Below are 15,678 nucleotides of genomic sequence, written 5' to 3'. Positions count from 1 at the left end.
GCAATTTTAGGCATGTATAAGGCCTTCTGCGTATATCAAAAAGATTGGGTCGATTGCCGACCCAACACACCGTGCGCCGCAAGCTAAGCCTGCAGCATGTTTTTTTGAATTGTTGTATAGGGGCGAGGGGAAGTGAAAAAAATAGGAACCGTGGGAGCAGGTTTGACTGGCGCGGTTCTCGCATATAAGCTTGCACATGAGGGTTATAGTATCGATATATTTGATAGCCGATCCCATCTTGCTGGAAATTGTTACTCGAAACGAGATATGGAAACGGGCGTGATGACTCATGTTTACGGCCCGCATATTTTTCATACGAATAACGAGCACGTTTGGAAGTTTGTAAATCAGTTCGACGAGTTCGTGCCATTTGTAAATCGAGTCAAAGCAATCGCAAAGGGTCATGTTTATACCCTCCCAATTAATTTGCTCACAATTAATAATTTTTTTGATCAGACATTTTCGCCATCAGAAGCAAAATCTTTTCTCGAAAAAATTGGTGATAAATCCATTGATAGGCCACAGAACTTAGAAGAGCAAGCACTTAAGTTTGTTGGTCGTGATCTCTATGAAGCTTTTTTTCTTGGTTATACTATTAAGCAATGGGGTATACATCCAACAGAGCTTCAGGCAAATATCCTAAATCGTTTACCGGTGCGTTTCAACTACGATGACAACTACTACAATAGCTTTTATCAAGGAATTCCAAGGAACGGCTATACATATTTTGTAGAAAAAATGCTTGATTATCCTTCAATCAAAGTATACCTGAATGAACACTTTGATCGAAAGCAAGCGGGAGATTATGCGCACGTGTTCTATAGTGGCTCTATAGACGGGTGGTTTAACTACAAAGATGGCCGTCTAGGTTACCGAACGCTCGACTTTGAGGCATCACGCTACGACGGCGACTATCAGGGTAATGCAGTGATTAATTATAGCGATATCCAGGTGCCCTGGACGCGCATCTCAGAACACAAGCATTTTATGCCGTGGGAGTCACACGATCGAACGCTGATATTCAAAGAATATAGTCGGTTCTGCGGCACAAAAGACCTTCCGTATTATCCGATTCGTCTCGCAAAGGAAAAAACGTTACTGAAACATTACGTTGATTTGGCAATGCAGGAGCGAAATATAAGCTTTGTGGGCCGTTTAGGCACCTATCGCTATTTAGATATGCATGTAACGATCCGAGAAGCTCTTGAAGCGGCAAATATATTTCTTTCGGCGGCGGCGAGGGGGGGGGATATTCCAAATTTCTTCGTGGATCCTCTAAGGTGAATATTGCAGCAGTTGTTGTCACACATAATCGAGCTAAGCTACTCGAGGCCGTATTGCAAGCGCTTTTTACTCAAACTTGTGCTCTGCAATTCATTGTCGTAGTTGATAATGCAAGTTCGTCAGAAACTGCGCATGTATTACAAAGTTTTAAAAATATCGATACCTTACGGTTCGAAGAAAACATTGGTGGCGCTGGTGGTTTTGCCGCTGGTATCGAGCGAGCTATGATGCATGGCGCCGATTGGATTCTTTTACTTGATGACGACGCTATTGCCAAACCTGATCTCGTGGAGTGTTTTATGAGTGCGTTACTCAGCGCCTCAGAAGAGCGTGTAGGAGCATTATGCTCCAGCGTCATCGAATCTAACCGTGTCGCACTCATGCATAGGCGCATGTTTAATCCAAGAACTCTACGGGAGCCCGTGATCCCATACAAATATTATTCTAGGATTAGCATACAGATAGATATAGCTTCTTTTGTGGGATTTTTTCTGAGTGCGCAAGCAGTACGTGAGATTGGATTACCAAATGCATCGTTTTTTCTCGCTTATGACGATACTGAATATTCGCTACGTCTAGGTCGTGCAGGTTGGTTTATCTGGCTCGTGCCCTCTGCAGTAATCAATCATCTGCGTAGTCCAAAGGGACGCTTACGTAATGGTCCCTACACAACTAAGCACTATTACAATTTACGAAATCAGCTTGCCGTTTTTCGCTATTACGGCACAGCGCCTGGATGGCACTTGTGGTTACCAATCGTACTTCACGGCTTTATTGCAGCTAAGGATTTTCGCCTAAGCTCTTTATACACTTGGTTTAAAGCGCTGCGCGACAGTCGAAGTGTAATAATCTAATACCTTTCAGCCACTTTCTAAATTGATCGGATAAGCTTTATATAGTGAGTAATGCTAGTGGGTAAATGCTGATTCGCATATTATAAAACGCAATGAATTATTACGAGATCAAAAATTCTTGCGGGTTAGAGAAATACCTATATTAGCTCCAGGGTGAGGCGTAGAGGGAGTATAGAAAGTAAAAGCAAGTGACCCCAGCCGCAGTGCGGCCGGTTTTTTATAAAATGACACATCTATTACTCTCCGGAGAAAGGGGAGTCTTATGCGGAAGCAAACTTCTATTGTAGACTGACAGTAATAAAATTACTAAGCGTATTCTAAGTTTGATTTATTCTGCAGTAGAAAAATCAGCAGTTTTCGCGAGATTTTAAAGCTAAAATGCCAACTCCAAGTAAATTTAAAGGGGTTGACTCCCAAACAAGATTGCGATTAAAATTACTTGCCTCCAGCTTAAAGTTGTTTGTATCGACGCCAAACGATTTAATAATCAGGAACAATAACATTTAGGAATACCTTACAGCAGATTTGATAGACTGTGCCACCTAGGCGGTGCACAACAAGAACGTAAGAATGCTGAATAGAGAAATTCTATACAAGAAAATTCTAGAAAAAGCTGAAAATTCTAAGATTAACTATGAATTACACACAATTACTGTTTCGCTTAAAAAGAGTTGCTTTCAAGTAAAAAAGCAGCTATTTAATATGTGCCAGTCCTAATTTTTAGGATACCTCTTTCATTGAGGTGCAGGATAGGATCTCTCACCTTTACACTCAATCATGACATCCAAATTTTAACTTGATTGGCATGCGAAAATTTCCTCTATTCCTGTATTACAGGGTCAAATAGCTGACACGATCGAGTTGTATAAACATAATTAAGATGTCAGCGGCCCGATCTTAGAATCCATTCAAGAGTATATAAACACTATACGGCTAATTAAGTAGCACAAACGCGTTTATGCCTCTTCCATAAAATGGAAGAGCACAGATTTACTGCCTAACTTTTACTAAGATAGCTGATACTAGGATGCACAATCACGATCTGTAAAAGCGCAATTGCGCCTCAAAGGGTGAGGAATATTTATCTTTTGATAATACTTACTTACGCCGTTATAGCGGCTTACTGCTGCTCTTACTGTTACTCAGGGTTAAATGGATTAGTTAGTTTATATATCTAGATTACAGAGAATTGGTGAGTAGTACTGGCATCGAACCAGTGACCTCTGCCGTGTGAAGGCAGCGCTCTACCGCTGAGCTAACTACCCATAAGGGTTCAAGATTCTAATAAGGTTTACAGGATTCGTAAAGCGTTCTTCAGCAGACCAGATCTCTTTATCGACAAGAAGAGTATTTTATTTATAAGCTGTGTGTAAGCTTTTGCTACACACACGACTCTTTGAGTGTTTTTCTAATTTCGTCGAGTATATCTGCATGGGCAGTAAGCTCGTCATGGCTCGCACTAATAACAGGTAGATCAAACCGAGAGAGCGGCAGATTCTTTAGGGCTACAGATTCTGGGTCTTCCCTGTCGGCTAGTACATCGATGATTAGATTTTCTTGTCCACGAGTCATTGCTAGGTAGACGGCGGCTAGCAATTCTGCATCAAGTAGTGCACCATGCTGCGTGCGATAGGCATGGTTGATACCAAAGCGCTCGCATAGCGCGTCCAGTGAATTCCGCTTACCAGGGAACATCGCTTTAGCTTGCATCAGTGTATCGACTACATTGCTACAATGCTCTCGGAACGGGGGTAACTCTAGCATCGCAAATTCCAAATCGAGGAAGCTGATATCAAATGGTGCATTATGTATAACAATACTGGCGTTCTTCACGAAATCGCGCAGTACATCAGAAATTTCAGAAAACCTTGGCTTGTCGCTCAAGAATTCAGTAGTTAATCCGTGTACGGCTAATGCGCCGGGGTTACTATCACGTTCCGGATTAATGTAAAGGTGCAGATTGTTACCGGTTAGTTGCCGGTTCACTATTTCGACGCAGCCGATTTCAATAATCCGGTCCCCGCTTTTAGCGTTCAGACCAGTAGTTTCTGTATCGAGAACAAGAAGACGCATAATGAGATTATCTATCTACAAGAGTTCGGCATGTGGCGCAATATAGCCGCTTCTTGCTCAAGCAATACAACACCTCGGTTAGCTAATGCGTCGGCCCGTTCGTTTTCTAGATGGCCGGCATGGCCACGGACCCAGTTCCATTTAATCTCGTGTAGTAAGCTTAAAGTATCAAGACGGCGCCATAAATCTGCGTTCTTAACAGGAGTTTTTGCGGCAGTCATCCAGTTCTTCTTTTTCCACCTGTGAATCCATGCGCTGATGCCTTTTTGGACGTACTGCGAGTCGGTATGAACAACTGCTTTACATGGTCGCTTTAGTACCTCTAATGCTGAGATGACCGCCATTAGCTCCATTCTGTTGTTAGTCGTTGAGGGCTCCCCCCCAAACAATTCTTTTTCTTGCGTGCCAAGTCGTAGTAGCGCCCCCCAGCCGCCACGGCCTGGGTTGCCTTTGCATGCACCATCTGTATAAATCTCAATGAGACTATTACATTCCATGTATTTATGAACTAAATAACATTTAGCGAATAGTCTATGCTAGCATTGTTAGAGAGCATTGGGTGCTTCAACTGGCTTTAGTGTTGTTGTGAGCATCTGTTTTTTAAATTTTGATAGACCAATCAGCCGCATACTTTGTACTCGCTTAATTGCGGTAATTATGTATATAGCTCCGAAAATTGGCCACCAGCGATCGCCTGCCGCTTCTATAAACGCATACCGAGAAAGCCATTTTTCAGTATCTAGTGCTGGACGGTAGCAGCCGAAGCAGCCCTGGTCCAATTCGAAACAAAGCAACTTGATCCAGTCCTGTATTCTTGTGAAAGCGATCAGATCGTTTACTGATGGCATGAACGTATGACCACTAAGGCGGCTAATCCACTGTCGTATGCCCCACAGGCTTATCGAATTGAACCCGACGATTACGAGTCGACCTTCTGGCACTAGAACCCGTTCGGCTTCGCGCAGAAGACGATGCGGATCATTTGTGAACTCAAGCGTGTGGGGCAAAATTAATAGATCTATGCTCCGAGATTCAAATGGTAAATCTAGAAAATCGCACCAAAACGTTTCGCGTTTCGGTGACGCATCGCGAACTCTAATATTGGCGTCGCCACTACTGTTTTGGCATGGTAATCGACATGGCGCGCTTGCAGCGCTGGCTGTATCTAAAACTAGGCCACGATATGGCATGCGATTTTCTCGCAATGCATCAAGCTTCGGCAAACCTAATTGCAGCGCGTAATAGCCAAACATATTTGAAACCAAGCGGTCAAGTTGTCTTTGTTCCCAAGAGAGCATATATTGCCCCGGTGCTGATTCGGCCCATGTTGGCCAGTCTACAATAGATCTGTTTAACATTATTTCTACGGGTCCTGCGCCATAAACGCACTATTGGGAAGTTAGATTGATGAGTGCCACTATCCATAGATTAAAATACATTCCAGTTCCAGCACTCATAGATAATTACATCTGGGTCATCACGAACGGATGTTATGCTGTAGTCGTTGATCCGGGCGATGCCGCAGCAATTATCCATTTCCTTTGGCGACATAGTCTACAGCTGATCGCTATTTTACTCACTCATCATCATGCAGACCATGTTGGTGGAGTAGCTATGTTGATTCAGATATGTAGTGCAGATAACGTAGTACTAGTATATGGGCCTCATAGCGAGGCTATCCAAGAAATTACGAACCCGCTTACAGGCGGAGATGAAGTTCGGATCAAGCAACTTGGTCTAGTATTATCTGTGATTGATGTGCCTGGCCATACACGTGGGCATATTGCCTATTTCTCAGCTGCTAGCTTAGACCCAGTTCCGCATCTACTGTGTGGCGACACGCTATTTTCTAGTGGCTGTGGGAGGTTGTTTGAGGGTACTCCGCAGCAGATGCTAGCGTCGCTGGACGTGCTGACAGCTCTTCCAGATGCTACCGAAGTACATTGCGCGCACGAGTATACGCTATCTAATATTGCATTTGCGCTTGAGGTAGAGCCGGATAATAAAGATTTGCTCGCCTGGCGGGATCAAGCTTATAGGTTACATGCTGCTAGGGTAGCAACTTTGCCAACTACAATAGGTCATGAGAAGTGTGTTAATTCGTTTCTGCGTGTCCATTTACCCTCGATCTGGAAGAGATTGGCTGATAAGAGGCGTGTGCACATAATCGATCGTCTCGAGGCTTTCACTGCATTACGTGAATGGAAAAACGTCTTCCGATAACGTTTATTGTCTAGCATGTTTGAGCTTTATTACCTATTACAGGGTAATGTCATATTTCTAGACTCATTACTTTAATAATAGACTTTATATAAACCTGAAACAGACCTCTTGAGGTTGACGCAACATAGACGTTCTGCATATTATTAGATCGATTTTCTGCCCTTCCCTTAGAATTCGAGATGTTTAATGCGATTGGTACTCAACGCGCTGTTGATATTCCTGCTTGCCGCCTGCTCGAGCAACAGCAGAAATATGGTGAAAACCTTTCAATCAGCTTCCTCCACGCTCTATAGCCCGCAGAATCCGCAACTCCTCGAAGTTAACTCTCCTATCAAGAAGCATGCTGAACTATCTTCTTCTAAGCATACTATTAATATTGATCATAGCAGTGTGCAAACCTTACAGGGATCTGATGATTTGTGGAGCCGAATTCGCGCTGGTTTCCAGATCCCAAATTTAAAGAGTGATTTGGTCGATACGCAGACGAATTGGTATGCACAACACCCCGAGTACGTTGAGCGCATGACAGAACGCTCAAAAAAGTACTTATATCACATCGTTGAGGAGCTTGAGCAGCGGCATATGCCGATGGAATTAGCATTGTTGCCATTCGTCGAGTCGGCGTTTAACCCGCATGCACTATCGGTTGCGAAAGCCGCCGGCATGTGGCAGTTTGTGCCAGGCACAGGTCGAACCTTTAAACTGAAACAAAACCTGTTTCAGGATGAACGACGCAACGTAGTCGCTTCTACTAGTGCTGCGCTTGATTATCTAACAAAGCTACACGACATGTTCGGCAACTGGTATCTAGCACTGGCTGCATACAACTGGGGCGAAGGTAGCGTGAAACGCGCGATTGCGCGTAATCTGGCGCGCGGACTAAAAACCGACTATCAAAGTTTGATTATGCCGTCCGAGACACGCAACTATGTGCCAAAGCTGCAGGCGGTGAAAAACATTGTGATAAACTCGCAGAAATATAGATTAACTCTGCCAGATATTCCGAATCACCCATACTTCGTCATGGTGACCACTGCGCGCGATCTTGATATTAAAGTGGCATCTAAGCTTGCCGCTCTTTCTCAAGAGGAATTCTACTCTCTAAACCCAGGCTTTAAGAAACCAGTAATTCTCCGGGCATCGCAACCGCAGATCTTGCTTCCTTTTGAAAATGCGAAGCTATTTGAGCGCAACCTGAAAGACTACAACGGAAACCTTTCATCCTGGACGACATATAAGGTAACTGAGCGTGCGACACCGGCAGTACTAGCTAAGAAAATTGGCGTCGACTCGGGCATACTTATAACTGTTAACAAGATTCCGGTCGGTATGCGGCTTAAGCCCGGCTCTACACTATTAGTACCTAAGGATAAGAGAAACTATAAAGATATCAGTGCTGATGTCGCGGAAAATGCGGTGCTCACGATAGAGCCAGACGTACCGGATACCCGGAAAATGTTCATTCGTGTGCAGCGTAGGCAGTCAATCGCAGCGATAGCGCTGCGCTACGGTGTGACGATCTCACAAGTCAAGGCATGGAACCATACTCGTCAAGACACGGTAAGGGCAGGTCAACGACTGATATTACATATCCCAGCCCGGCATGCAACTGATAAAAAAGTGCTAGCACTGCGTCCAAACTCCCTAGGTAGGATTGCGGTGCACACGCAGAATAAGCACGTTGTTTCTCACTGCAATGCGAGAAACGTACGCACTGCCGAACCCATCTACGACAAGGCTGCCCGAGTTAGTAAGGCTGCCCGAGTTAGTAAGGCTGCCCGAGTTAGTAAGGCTGCCCGAGTTAGTAAGGCTGCCCGAGTTAGTAAGGCTGCCCGAGTTAGTAAGTGAAAAGTCGATAGTTTTAATAGGACTAGCAGTTCTATTTTAAAAATTAAAGTATGCTAGCAAGCAGGATAAAAACGCGCTGGGAATAATCATAAGTTCTTAAAGAGCTTCTGTTTCGTTGCTTATTTACACCTTATGAAGATTAAAACCGTAAATTGCTAACACTAGAAGTACTTGACACTTTTTGCCTTAAAAAGATGAATTTGAAATGAGCGAGATTTCGAGATATAATCTCTAAGTTTAGATTCATTAACTAACACCCCAGCGCTTGCCTTCCAAAACCGCCCGTCCGCCGCGACCCAGATTCTATTTGAGCTATTGTCTGAAGTGGGGTCGTCGCGTACATCGTCCGTGAGTCAAACGGCCCGAAAGCAAATAATGCCACTCGGAAAAGACGACAGGTCGGCAGCAGGGTATCTTTGGAAGGAACTTCTCTGTGTTGCCGTCTTTTTCTCCTGCTCTGCTCGCGCTTGCCGATGGCACTATTTTACGCGGCTACTCGATCGGTGCCCCCGGCAACACAATCGGTGAAGTAGTATTTAATACTGCAATCACCGGTTACCAAGAAATTCTTACTGATCCAAGCTACGCTCGTCAAATCATCTCGATGACATATCCGCATATTGGCAATGTTGGCGCAAATGATGAAGACATTGAGTCATATCGCATTCATGCAGCTGGCCTGGTGATTCGTGACCTGCCAGTGCTGGCGTCGAATTTCCGTTCCCAACGTACGTTGTCTGACTATCTGTCAGATGAAGGCATAGTAGCGATAGCTGGTTTAGATACACGTCAATTAACTCGTATCTTGCGCGAGCATGGTACACAAAACGGCTGCATCCTCGTTGGGACCGATGAACAACAGGCAGTTAAATGCGCACGCTCGTTTAGAGGTTTATCCGGCATAGATCTAGCAAAAGTCGTATCAACACGCACTCGATATGAATGGACCGAAGGAGAATGGCGTCTTGGTATGGGTTACCGACTGCAACAAACACCACGGCATCGGGTGGTTGCGTTCGATTATGGTATCAAGCGTAATATTCTACGTATGCTTTCAGAGCGAGGATGTTATGTCACTGTTCTACCTGCACAATCAAGCGCTGCTGACGCGCTAGCGCTTAATCCGGATGGTGTATTTTTATCAAATGGACCTGGCGATCCGCAGGCGTGTGATTATGCGATTACTGCGACGAAAGAATTGATACAGCGCGGTATACCTATATTCGGCATCTGTCTGGGCCACCAAATTATGGCGCTGGCTGTCGGGGCGAAGACGTTGAAGATGAAGACTGGACACCATGGCGCTAATCACCCTGTTAAGGATTTAGATAATGGAAAAGTCGTAATCACCTCGCAGAACCATGGCTTCACAGTCGATGCGTCAACGCTGCCGGACAACGTAAAAGTCACGCACATTTCACTATTCGACGGCACCCTACAAGGGTTTGCGCTGAAAAATAAGCCCGCGTTCGGCTTCCAGGGGCATCCAGAGTCGTCGCCAGGTCCGCATGATATCAACTACCTGTTTAACCACTTCGTTAACCTAATCGAGCTGAATAAAGCTGATCGTAGCTACTCCACAAGCGCCTAGTCATGTGCATCGTACTATCGAATATCAGCGCAATACACGCGCACTACTAATGAGTAGCGTTATGCCCAAGCGGATAAATATTAACAGTATTCTTATCATCGGCGCGGGTCCAATTATTATTGGCCAGGCGTGCGAGTTTGACTATTCTGGCGTGCAGGCGTGTAAAGCGCTACGCGAGGAAGGCTGTAAAGTCATCTTAGTTAACAGTAATCCGGCGACAATTATGACCGATCCGGATATGGCTGATGTCACATATATCGAACCAATCACCCGGGAGGTTGTCGAGGCGATCCTTGCTAAAGAACGCCCCGATGCAGTTTTACCGACAATGGGGGGGCAGACTGCGTTGAATTGTGCTTTAGACCTGCATCGATACGGTGTGCTAGATAAATATAACATTGAGTTAATCGGTGCATCATATACAGCAATTGATCAGGCCGAGGATCGGCAGAAGTTTAAACAGGCGATGCACTCGATCGGATTAAACTCAGCTCATTCAGGTATTGCCCACTCGTGGGAAGAAGCGCTAAAGGTCCGCGCGGAAATTTCTCAAGTGACTGGAAGCGGAGACTATCCAGTAGTGATCCGACCGTCGTTTACACTAGGTGGTTCGGGAGGGGGCATTGCATACAACCGCGTTGAGTTCGAAGAGATTTGTAAGCGTGGCTTAGATCTATCGCCTACCCGCGAATTGCTAATAGAGGAATCGCTGCTAGGTTGGAAAGAGTTCGAGATGGAAGTCGTGCGTGACCGGCACGATAACTGCATTATTGTCTGCTCAATTGAGAATCTTGATCCAATGGGTATTCATACTGGTGATTCAATTACCGTCGCGCCCGCACAGACGCTCAGCGATAAAGAGTACCAGTTGATGCGAGACGCGTCTATCGCTGTGCTGCGTAAAATTGGCGTTGATACCGGTGGATCTAACGTGCAATTTGCGATTAATCCACGTAATGGTCGTATGATTGTGATTGAAATGAATCCGCGCGTATCACGATCTTCTGCGCTCGCATCGAAAGCAACAGGCTTTCCAATCGCGAGAGTCGCGGCCAAACTAGCGATCGGATATACGCTAGATGAGTTGAAAAATGAGATCACCGGTGGACAGACACCAGCATCATTCGAACCGACAATTGACTATGTAGTGACTAAAGTTCCGCGCTTTGCTTTTGAAAAATTTCGTGAGGCTGACTCTCACCTAACCACTCAAATGAAATCTGTTGGGGAGGTAATGGCAATCGGACGCACGTTCCAAGAATCGTTTCAGAAAGCGCTGAGAGGACTAGAGGTAGGTGTGGATGGGCTAGACGAAAAGTCCACGGACCGCGACGAGATTATTGAGCAAATTGGCGCACCAGGTCCAGACCGTATATGGTATGTCGGGGACGCATTTCGTATAGGTATGTCACGAGATGAGATCTTTGAGGAAACAGGGATTGATACCTGGTTTCTCGCTCAGATTGAGCAGATTGTCCTGAAGGAAAAAAAACTCAGCGTTCGCTCGCTAGCTAGCCTATCTCGAGCCGAGCTTTTATGCTTAAAGCAAAGCGGTTTCTCAGACCCGCGGCTAGCTAAGATCATAGGCTCAAAACCAGACGAAGTACGTGCGCGGCGGATTCAGTTGAATGTGCGCCCGGTATATAAACGTGTAGATACCTGTGCAGCAGAGTTTTCAACAAAAACTGCATACATGTACTCGACATATGAGCAAGAGTGTGAGGCACAGCCAACAAAAAATAAAAAGATTATGGTATTAGGGGGTGGCCCAAATCGAATCGGTCAGGGCATAGAATTTGACTATTGCTGCGTGCATGCTGCTCTAGCGATGCGCGAGGATGGCTACGAAACGATTATGGTTAATTGCAATCCGGAAACTGTATCAACAGACTATGACACATCAGATCGTCTCTATTTTGAGCCGCTGACCTTGGAAGATGTGCTTGAGATCGTCGATAAAGAAAAACCGATTGGTGTGATCGTTCAATATGGCGGCCAGACACCTTTAAAGCTCGCGTTAGATTTAGAGGCTAATGGTGTACCGATTATAGGTACGTCGCCTGATATGATAGATGCGGCTGAGGATCGTGAACGTTTTCAGAAGCTATTGCAATCACTCAATCTGCTTCAGCCACCAAACCGAACCGCGCGCACTGAGGATGAAGCGTTAGAGCTGGCTAGCGAGATTGGTTATCCGCTTGTTGTGCGTCCTTCCTACGTTCTGGGCGGTCGTGCAATGGAGATTGTACATGAGCCGCGTGACTTAGAACGCTATATGCGTGAAGCGGTTAAAGTATCAAATGATTCACCGGTATTACTTGATCGCTTCCTGAATAATGCCATCGAATGTGATGTAGATTGTATTTGCGATGGCAGTGCAGTATTTATCGGCGGTGTTATGGAGCACATTGAGCAGGCTGGTGTTCACTCTGGTGATTCCGCCTGTTCGCTTCCATCCTATTCTCTGTCAGATGCGACTGTAAGCAAAGTTAAGTTGCAAACCGCAGCGATGGCCCGTGCACTGAATGTGATCGGATTAATGAATGTACAGTTCGCGATCCAGAAGGTACCACAGGCTAATGGTACGTTAGGCGATGTTATCTATGTATTAGAAGTAAATCCACGGGCGTCTCGTACAGTTCCATATGTATCGAAAGCAACCGGGCTACAACTAGCTAAGATTGCCGCACGTGCGATGGTCGGACAAACACTAGCTATGCAGCGGGTGACGCGGGAGGTAAGGCTACCCTACTTTAGTGTGAAAGAAGCAGTACTTCCATTTGTTAAATTTCCAGCTGTTGATCCAGTACTAGGGCCAGAAATGCGTTCCACTGGTGAAGTGATGGGCGTCGGACGTACGTTTGGTGAGGCATTATTTAAGTCTCAATTAGCGGCAGGCTCGAGGCTTCCTGCCTCAGGTACTGTATTACTAACTGTGATGGAGTCAGATAAGCCTAAAGCCGTTGAGGTAGCTCGAATGCTGCATGAGCTTGGTTATCCATTAGTTGCAACGAAAGGAACAGCTGCAGCTATTGCTGCCGTAGGCGTACCAGTTAAAGTTGTCAATAAAGTCAAGGACGGTCGGCCGCATATCGTCGACATGATTAAGAATGGAGAAATTTCGCTTGTATTCACGACTGTCGATGAAACCCGGGCTGCTATTGCTGATTCTCGCTCAATTCGTATGAGTGCACAGGCAAATAAAGTTACTTACTACACGACGATGTCAGGCGCTCGCGCTGCAGTTGAAGGCTTGCGCTATTTAACAAACCTTGAGGTCTATGATTTACAAGGGCTTCACGCTCGCCTAAACTAGGCGCTAATCTAGCAAGCAATGAGCTTGAACAAATAAAGTAGGCATAAGTTTATGCCCGTTGATGGTACCCAAAGTATCCAATAAATTGCGGTTGAGCGGTATCCTAAATGAGATACAGTTAATCTCGGTAATTTTTTATTCTGAGCTGTTTATGAGCACTATTCCACTAACACAGCGCGGTGCTGACCAACTGCGTGATGAATTACAACGATTGAAGTCAGTCGAACGTCCAACGATAATCCGCGCTATTGCGGAGGCTCGTGCACAGGGTGATTTATCAGAAAATGCTGAGTACGATGCTGCGAAGGAGAAACAAGCATTCATCGAGGGCCGCATTGCTGAGCTCGAATCAAAGTTATCGGCTGCTCAGATCATCGATCCTAAAGCAGTGGATAAGGATGGGCGAGTTGTATTCGGTGCTATTATCGATCTCGAAGATCTTGATTCGAGGGATAACGTTACCTATCAAATCGTCGGGGATGACGAGGCAAATCTCGAACATGGCTTGATTTCAGTTAGTTCACCGATTGCCCGCGCACTAATTGGTAAGTTTAAGGGCGATGTAGCGGCAGTACAAGCACCTAGTGGCGTGCGTGAGTACGAGATCATCGCGGTGCGTTACGAGTAAAATGTCAGCTTTCTATTAATCGTGGCATTCGCATGATAATTGTACAGCGCCTGTTCCGTCTCTTCGCGATGTTATGGGTCGGCGGTCTTATCAATGTAGGTTACTTGACTACGCCGACATTATTTTCATCCCTTGATCTCGTGAGTGCGGGTGCAGTCGCTGCTCTTCTATTCCATACGCAGGCACTTGTTAGCATGGTGACCGGTACCGTACTGCTTGGGTTCGCCCACACGCTTGTTAAGCGTGGTGATCGTGCGTACCAGTCCGCGCGCCGGGTAATCTTCATGATGCTGATATGTGTGCTTGTAAGCTATTTCGTATTACAACCATTTATAAATGGATTTCAAGTTTTTTTAGGGCAAAGCAGGACTGACACCGCACATTCTGACTATGCAATGCGCCTAGGCGCATTGCAGCTTGCATCCAACGCGATCTACTTAATACAAAGCCTGCTTGGGCTTGTACTAGTATGGCGTTTACCGGTTGCCACGCGCTCAATGTTCTAAATATCTAAATAACTAGTTAGCCTAATTAGATCGCCAGAACGCCATTGTGGGGTATAAATAATTGCGTCTAGAACAGCAGACTTTATTAGCGAATAGATTGCGCTTGCTACTTAAAGAGTGGTACTGCTGTTTTTTTTAACTTATCTGTCTATTTTTCTTTTCTAAAATTGCTATCCGAAGTAAAGCGTTACCAAACACTTTAATTCATTGTAGATCTGGCATCGTATTATACTATTCAGATCTTAACGACACGTGACGTGGTAGCAATTCTCGATATATTATAGCGTGCATTAGAAAATGTTATCTGTGTTACGGCCTTTAGATTATAAACACTTGTTGATATGCTAAATAAGTGCCGCTGATAGATGATCATAGATCATGTTACAAATACTAAGTGTGATCGCTGATAAATACTTTTATTATGAGTAGCTCTTGCTATTTAGACTACATATTAATCTCATTAACTACTACATCTTTATTAAGCTTTTTTCTAATTAAGACGGCTGGCTATATCGCACAGACTTACGCGCATAATGTGCCTAATCAGCAGAGGAAGGATAAAGACAAGCATATGAGATAATGTGTGCGACAAGGCTGAAGCTTAAAAGCTTCAGCCACCGAAATCCATCACCTCAGATAAATTTAAACTTTTTTATGCTAAAAAACCGATTTAATAAATCGTGGTTGCATAATCATATTAATGATCCATATGTCAAGCGCGCGCGTCGCGAGGGATATAGATCTCGTGCGGTGTATAAGCTTCAAGAAATCGATGAACTAGATAATTTAATCCAGCCAGGGCAAGTAATAGTTGACCTAGGTGCTGCGCCAGGAAGTTGGAGTCAATACGCGAGAAATAAGCTAGCAGCCAGACCCTGCCGTACAGACGGCGGAATCAATGGAACAATTATTGCGCTAGATATACTACCGATAGAGCCGATCTCTAACGTGAAATTCATTCAGGGTGATTTTCGCAACGAAATAGTATTAGAGCAGCTAAAGGAGGCTATTAATGGCCGTATGATAGACCTTGTAATTTCAGACATAGCCCCCAATCTGTCGGGTATCGCAGTAGCCGATGCGGCACGGATCGAGCACGTGTGCGATTTAGCACTAAAATTTGCACAAGATTACCTAATACTAGATGGAGCACTATTGGTTAAATGTTTTCATGGCAGCAAGTATAGTCAAATCGTTGAGCGATTTAAGCACCAGTTCAGGATTGTAGCTTCTCGCAAGCCGAAATCTTCGCGCGATAAATCGTCAGAAATATTTATTCTTGGTCGGATACTCAAGTATCCGCGAGCCTGAATGTAAGAATATTAATCTAGGGTAGTATGCCATTTAATGTGTTA

The 15,678-nt window shown here is 45.0% G+C and carries 12 protein-coding genes and 1 tRNA gene; 9 read left to right on the top strand and 4 right to left on the bottom strand.

Annotation, left to right across the window (positions count from 1 at the left end; genetic code table 11):
• Window positions 1-132 precede the first annotated feature (132 nt).
• Both glf and K0T93_RS02645 read left to right on the top strand, forming a co-directional pair.
• The gene (glf, locus tag K0T93_RS02650; protein ID WP_225721169.1) at window positions 133-1,284 is read left to right on the top strand and encodes a UDP-galactopyranose mutase; all 1,152 of its coding nucleotides are present in this window, start codon (window positions 133-135) and stop codon (window positions 1,282-1,284) included.
• Window positions 1,281-2,138: a glycosyltransferase gene (locus K0T93_RS02645; RefSeq protein WP_225721168.1), complete on the top strand. Its 858-nt coding sequence runs from the start codon at window positions 1,281-1,283 to the stop codon at window positions 2,136-2,138. Before glf ends, K0T93_RS02645 begins: the two co-directional genes overlap by 4 nt.
• A gap of 1,190 nt (window positions 2,139-3,328) precedes the next feature.
• On the opposite strand, the gene K0T93_RS02640 is transcribed toward K0T93_RS02645, so the two are convergent.
• The 4 genes from K0T93_RS02640 to K0T93_RS02625 form a co-directional block, all read right to left on the bottom strand.
• Window positions 3,329-3,403 (bottom strand) — tRNA-Val (locus K0T93_RS02640).
• A gap of 115 nt (window positions 3,404-3,518) precedes the next feature.
• Window positions 3,519-4,211, bottom strand: coding sequence for a DNA polymerase III subunit epsilon (dnaQ, locus tag K0T93_RS02635; RefSeq protein ID WP_225721167.1), 693 nt, complete (start codon window positions 4,209-4,211; stop codon window positions 3,519-3,521).
• An 11-nt stretch (window positions 4,212-4,222) separates the two neighbouring features.
• Window positions 4,223-4,708: a ribonuclease HI gene (gene rnhA, locus K0T93_RS02630; RefSeq protein WP_225721166.1), complete on the bottom strand. Its 486-nt coding sequence runs from the start codon at window positions 4,706-4,708 to the stop codon at window positions 4,223-4,225.
• 48 nt (window positions 4,709-4,756) lie between these two features.
• The gene (locus tag K0T93_RS02625; protein ID WP_225721165.1) at window positions 4,757-5,569 is read right to left on the bottom strand and encodes a class I SAM-dependent methyltransferase; all 813 of its coding nucleotides are present in this window, start codon (window positions 5,567-5,569) and stop codon (window positions 4,757-4,759) included.
• Between the two features lie 61 nt (window positions 5,570-5,630).
• On the opposite strand from K0T93_RS02625, the gene gloB reads away from it, so the two are divergent.
• From gloB to K0T93_RS02590, 7 genes are all read left to right on the top strand, one after another.
• Window positions 5,631-6,434 carry a hydroxyacylglutathione hydrolase gene (gene gloB / locus K0T93_RS02620; RefSeq protein WP_225721782.1) on the top strand — a complete coding sequence of 268 codons (804 nt, stop codon included), beginning with the start codon at window positions 5,631-5,633 and terminating at the stop codon, window positions 6,432-6,434.
• A 186-nt stretch (window positions 6,435-6,620) separates the two neighbouring features.
• A complete protein-coding gene (locus K0T93_RS02615; protein ID WP_225721164.1) occupies window positions 6,621-8,282 on the top strand; it encodes a transglycosylase SLT domain-containing protein in 1,662 nt (553 codons plus the stop codon).
• Between the two features lie 433 nt (window positions 8,283-8,715).
• On the top strand, window positions 8,716-9,873 hold the full coding sequence (carA, locus tag K0T93_RS02610; protein WP_225721163.1) for a glutamine-hydrolyzing carbamoyl-phosphate synthase small subunit: 1,158 nt from the start codon (window positions 8,716-8,718) through the stop codon (window positions 9,871-9,873).
• A 61-nt stretch (window positions 9,874-9,934) separates the two neighbouring features.
• Window positions 9,935-13,189, top strand: coding sequence for a carbamoyl-phosphate synthase large subunit (carB, locus tag K0T93_RS02605; RefSeq protein WP_225721781.1), 3,255 nt, complete (start codon window positions 9,935-9,937; stop codon window positions 13,187-13,189).
• Between the two features lie 151 nt (window positions 13,190-13,340).
• Window positions 13,341-13,817: a transcription elongation factor GreA gene (greA, locus tag K0T93_RS02600; RefSeq protein WP_225721162.1), complete on the top strand. Its 477-nt coding sequence runs from the start codon at window positions 13,341-13,343 to the stop codon at window positions 13,815-13,817.
• 32 nt (window positions 13,818-13,849) lie between these two features.
• Window positions 13,850-14,323, top strand: coding sequence for a DUF4149 domain-containing protein (locus K0T93_RS02595; protein WP_225721161.1), 474 nt, complete (start codon window positions 13,850-13,852; stop codon window positions 14,321-14,323).
• Between the two features lie 654 nt (window positions 14,324-14,977).
• On the top strand, window positions 14,978-15,634 hold the full coding sequence (locus K0T93_RS02590) for an RlmE family RNA methyltransferase (RefSeq protein WP_225721160.1): 657 nt from the start codon (window positions 14,978-14,980) through the stop codon (window positions 15,632-15,634).
• The last annotated feature ends 44 nt before the right edge of the window (window positions 15,635-15,678 follow it).

Source organism: Candidatus Vallotiella sp. (ex Adelges kitamiensis) (genome assembly GCF_020342435.1).
Lineage (GTDB): Bacteria > Pseudomonadota > Gammaproteobacteria > Burkholderiales > Burkholderiaceae > Mycetohabitans.
The sequence above is the reverse complement of the archived record's forward strand: the minus strand, read 5'-3'. Positions and strand labels throughout refer to the sequence as shown.

What these genes read in the sequence shown, in the direction of transcription:
- greA (WP_225721162.1), top strand. Translation starts at nt 13,341, where the DNA reads ATGAGCACTATTCCACTAACACAGCGCGGTGCTGACCAACTGCGTGAT.
- K0T93_RS02615 (WP_225721164.1), top strand. Translation starts at nt 6,621, where the DNA reads ATGCGATTGGTACTCAACGCGCTGTTGATATTCCTGCTTGCCGCCTGC.
- carB (WP_225721781.1), top strand. Translation starts at nt 9,935, where the DNA reads ATGCCCAAGCGGATAAATATTAACAGTATTCTTATCATCGGCGCGGGT.
- K0T93_RS02625 (WP_225721165.1), bottom strand. Translation starts at nt 5,569, where the DNA reads ATGTTAAACAGATCTATTGTAGACTGGCCAACATGGGCCGAATCAGCA.
- K0T93_RS02595 (WP_225721161.1), top strand. Translation starts at nt 13,850, where the DNA reads ATGATAATTGTACAGCGCCTGTTCCGTCTCTTCGCGATGTTATGGGTC.
- K0T93_RS02590 (WP_225721160.1), top strand. Translation starts at nt 14,978, where the DNA reads ATGCTAAAAAACCGATTTAATAAATCGTGGTTGCATAATCATATTAAT.
- rnhA (WP_225721166.1), bottom strand. Translation starts at nt 4,708, where the DNA reads ATGGAATGTAATAGTCTCATTGAGATTTATACAGATGGTGCATGCAAA.
- dnaQ (WP_225721167.1), bottom strand. Translation starts at nt 4,211, where the DNA reads ATGCGTCTTCTTGTTCTCGATACAGAAACTACTGGTCTGAACGCTAAA.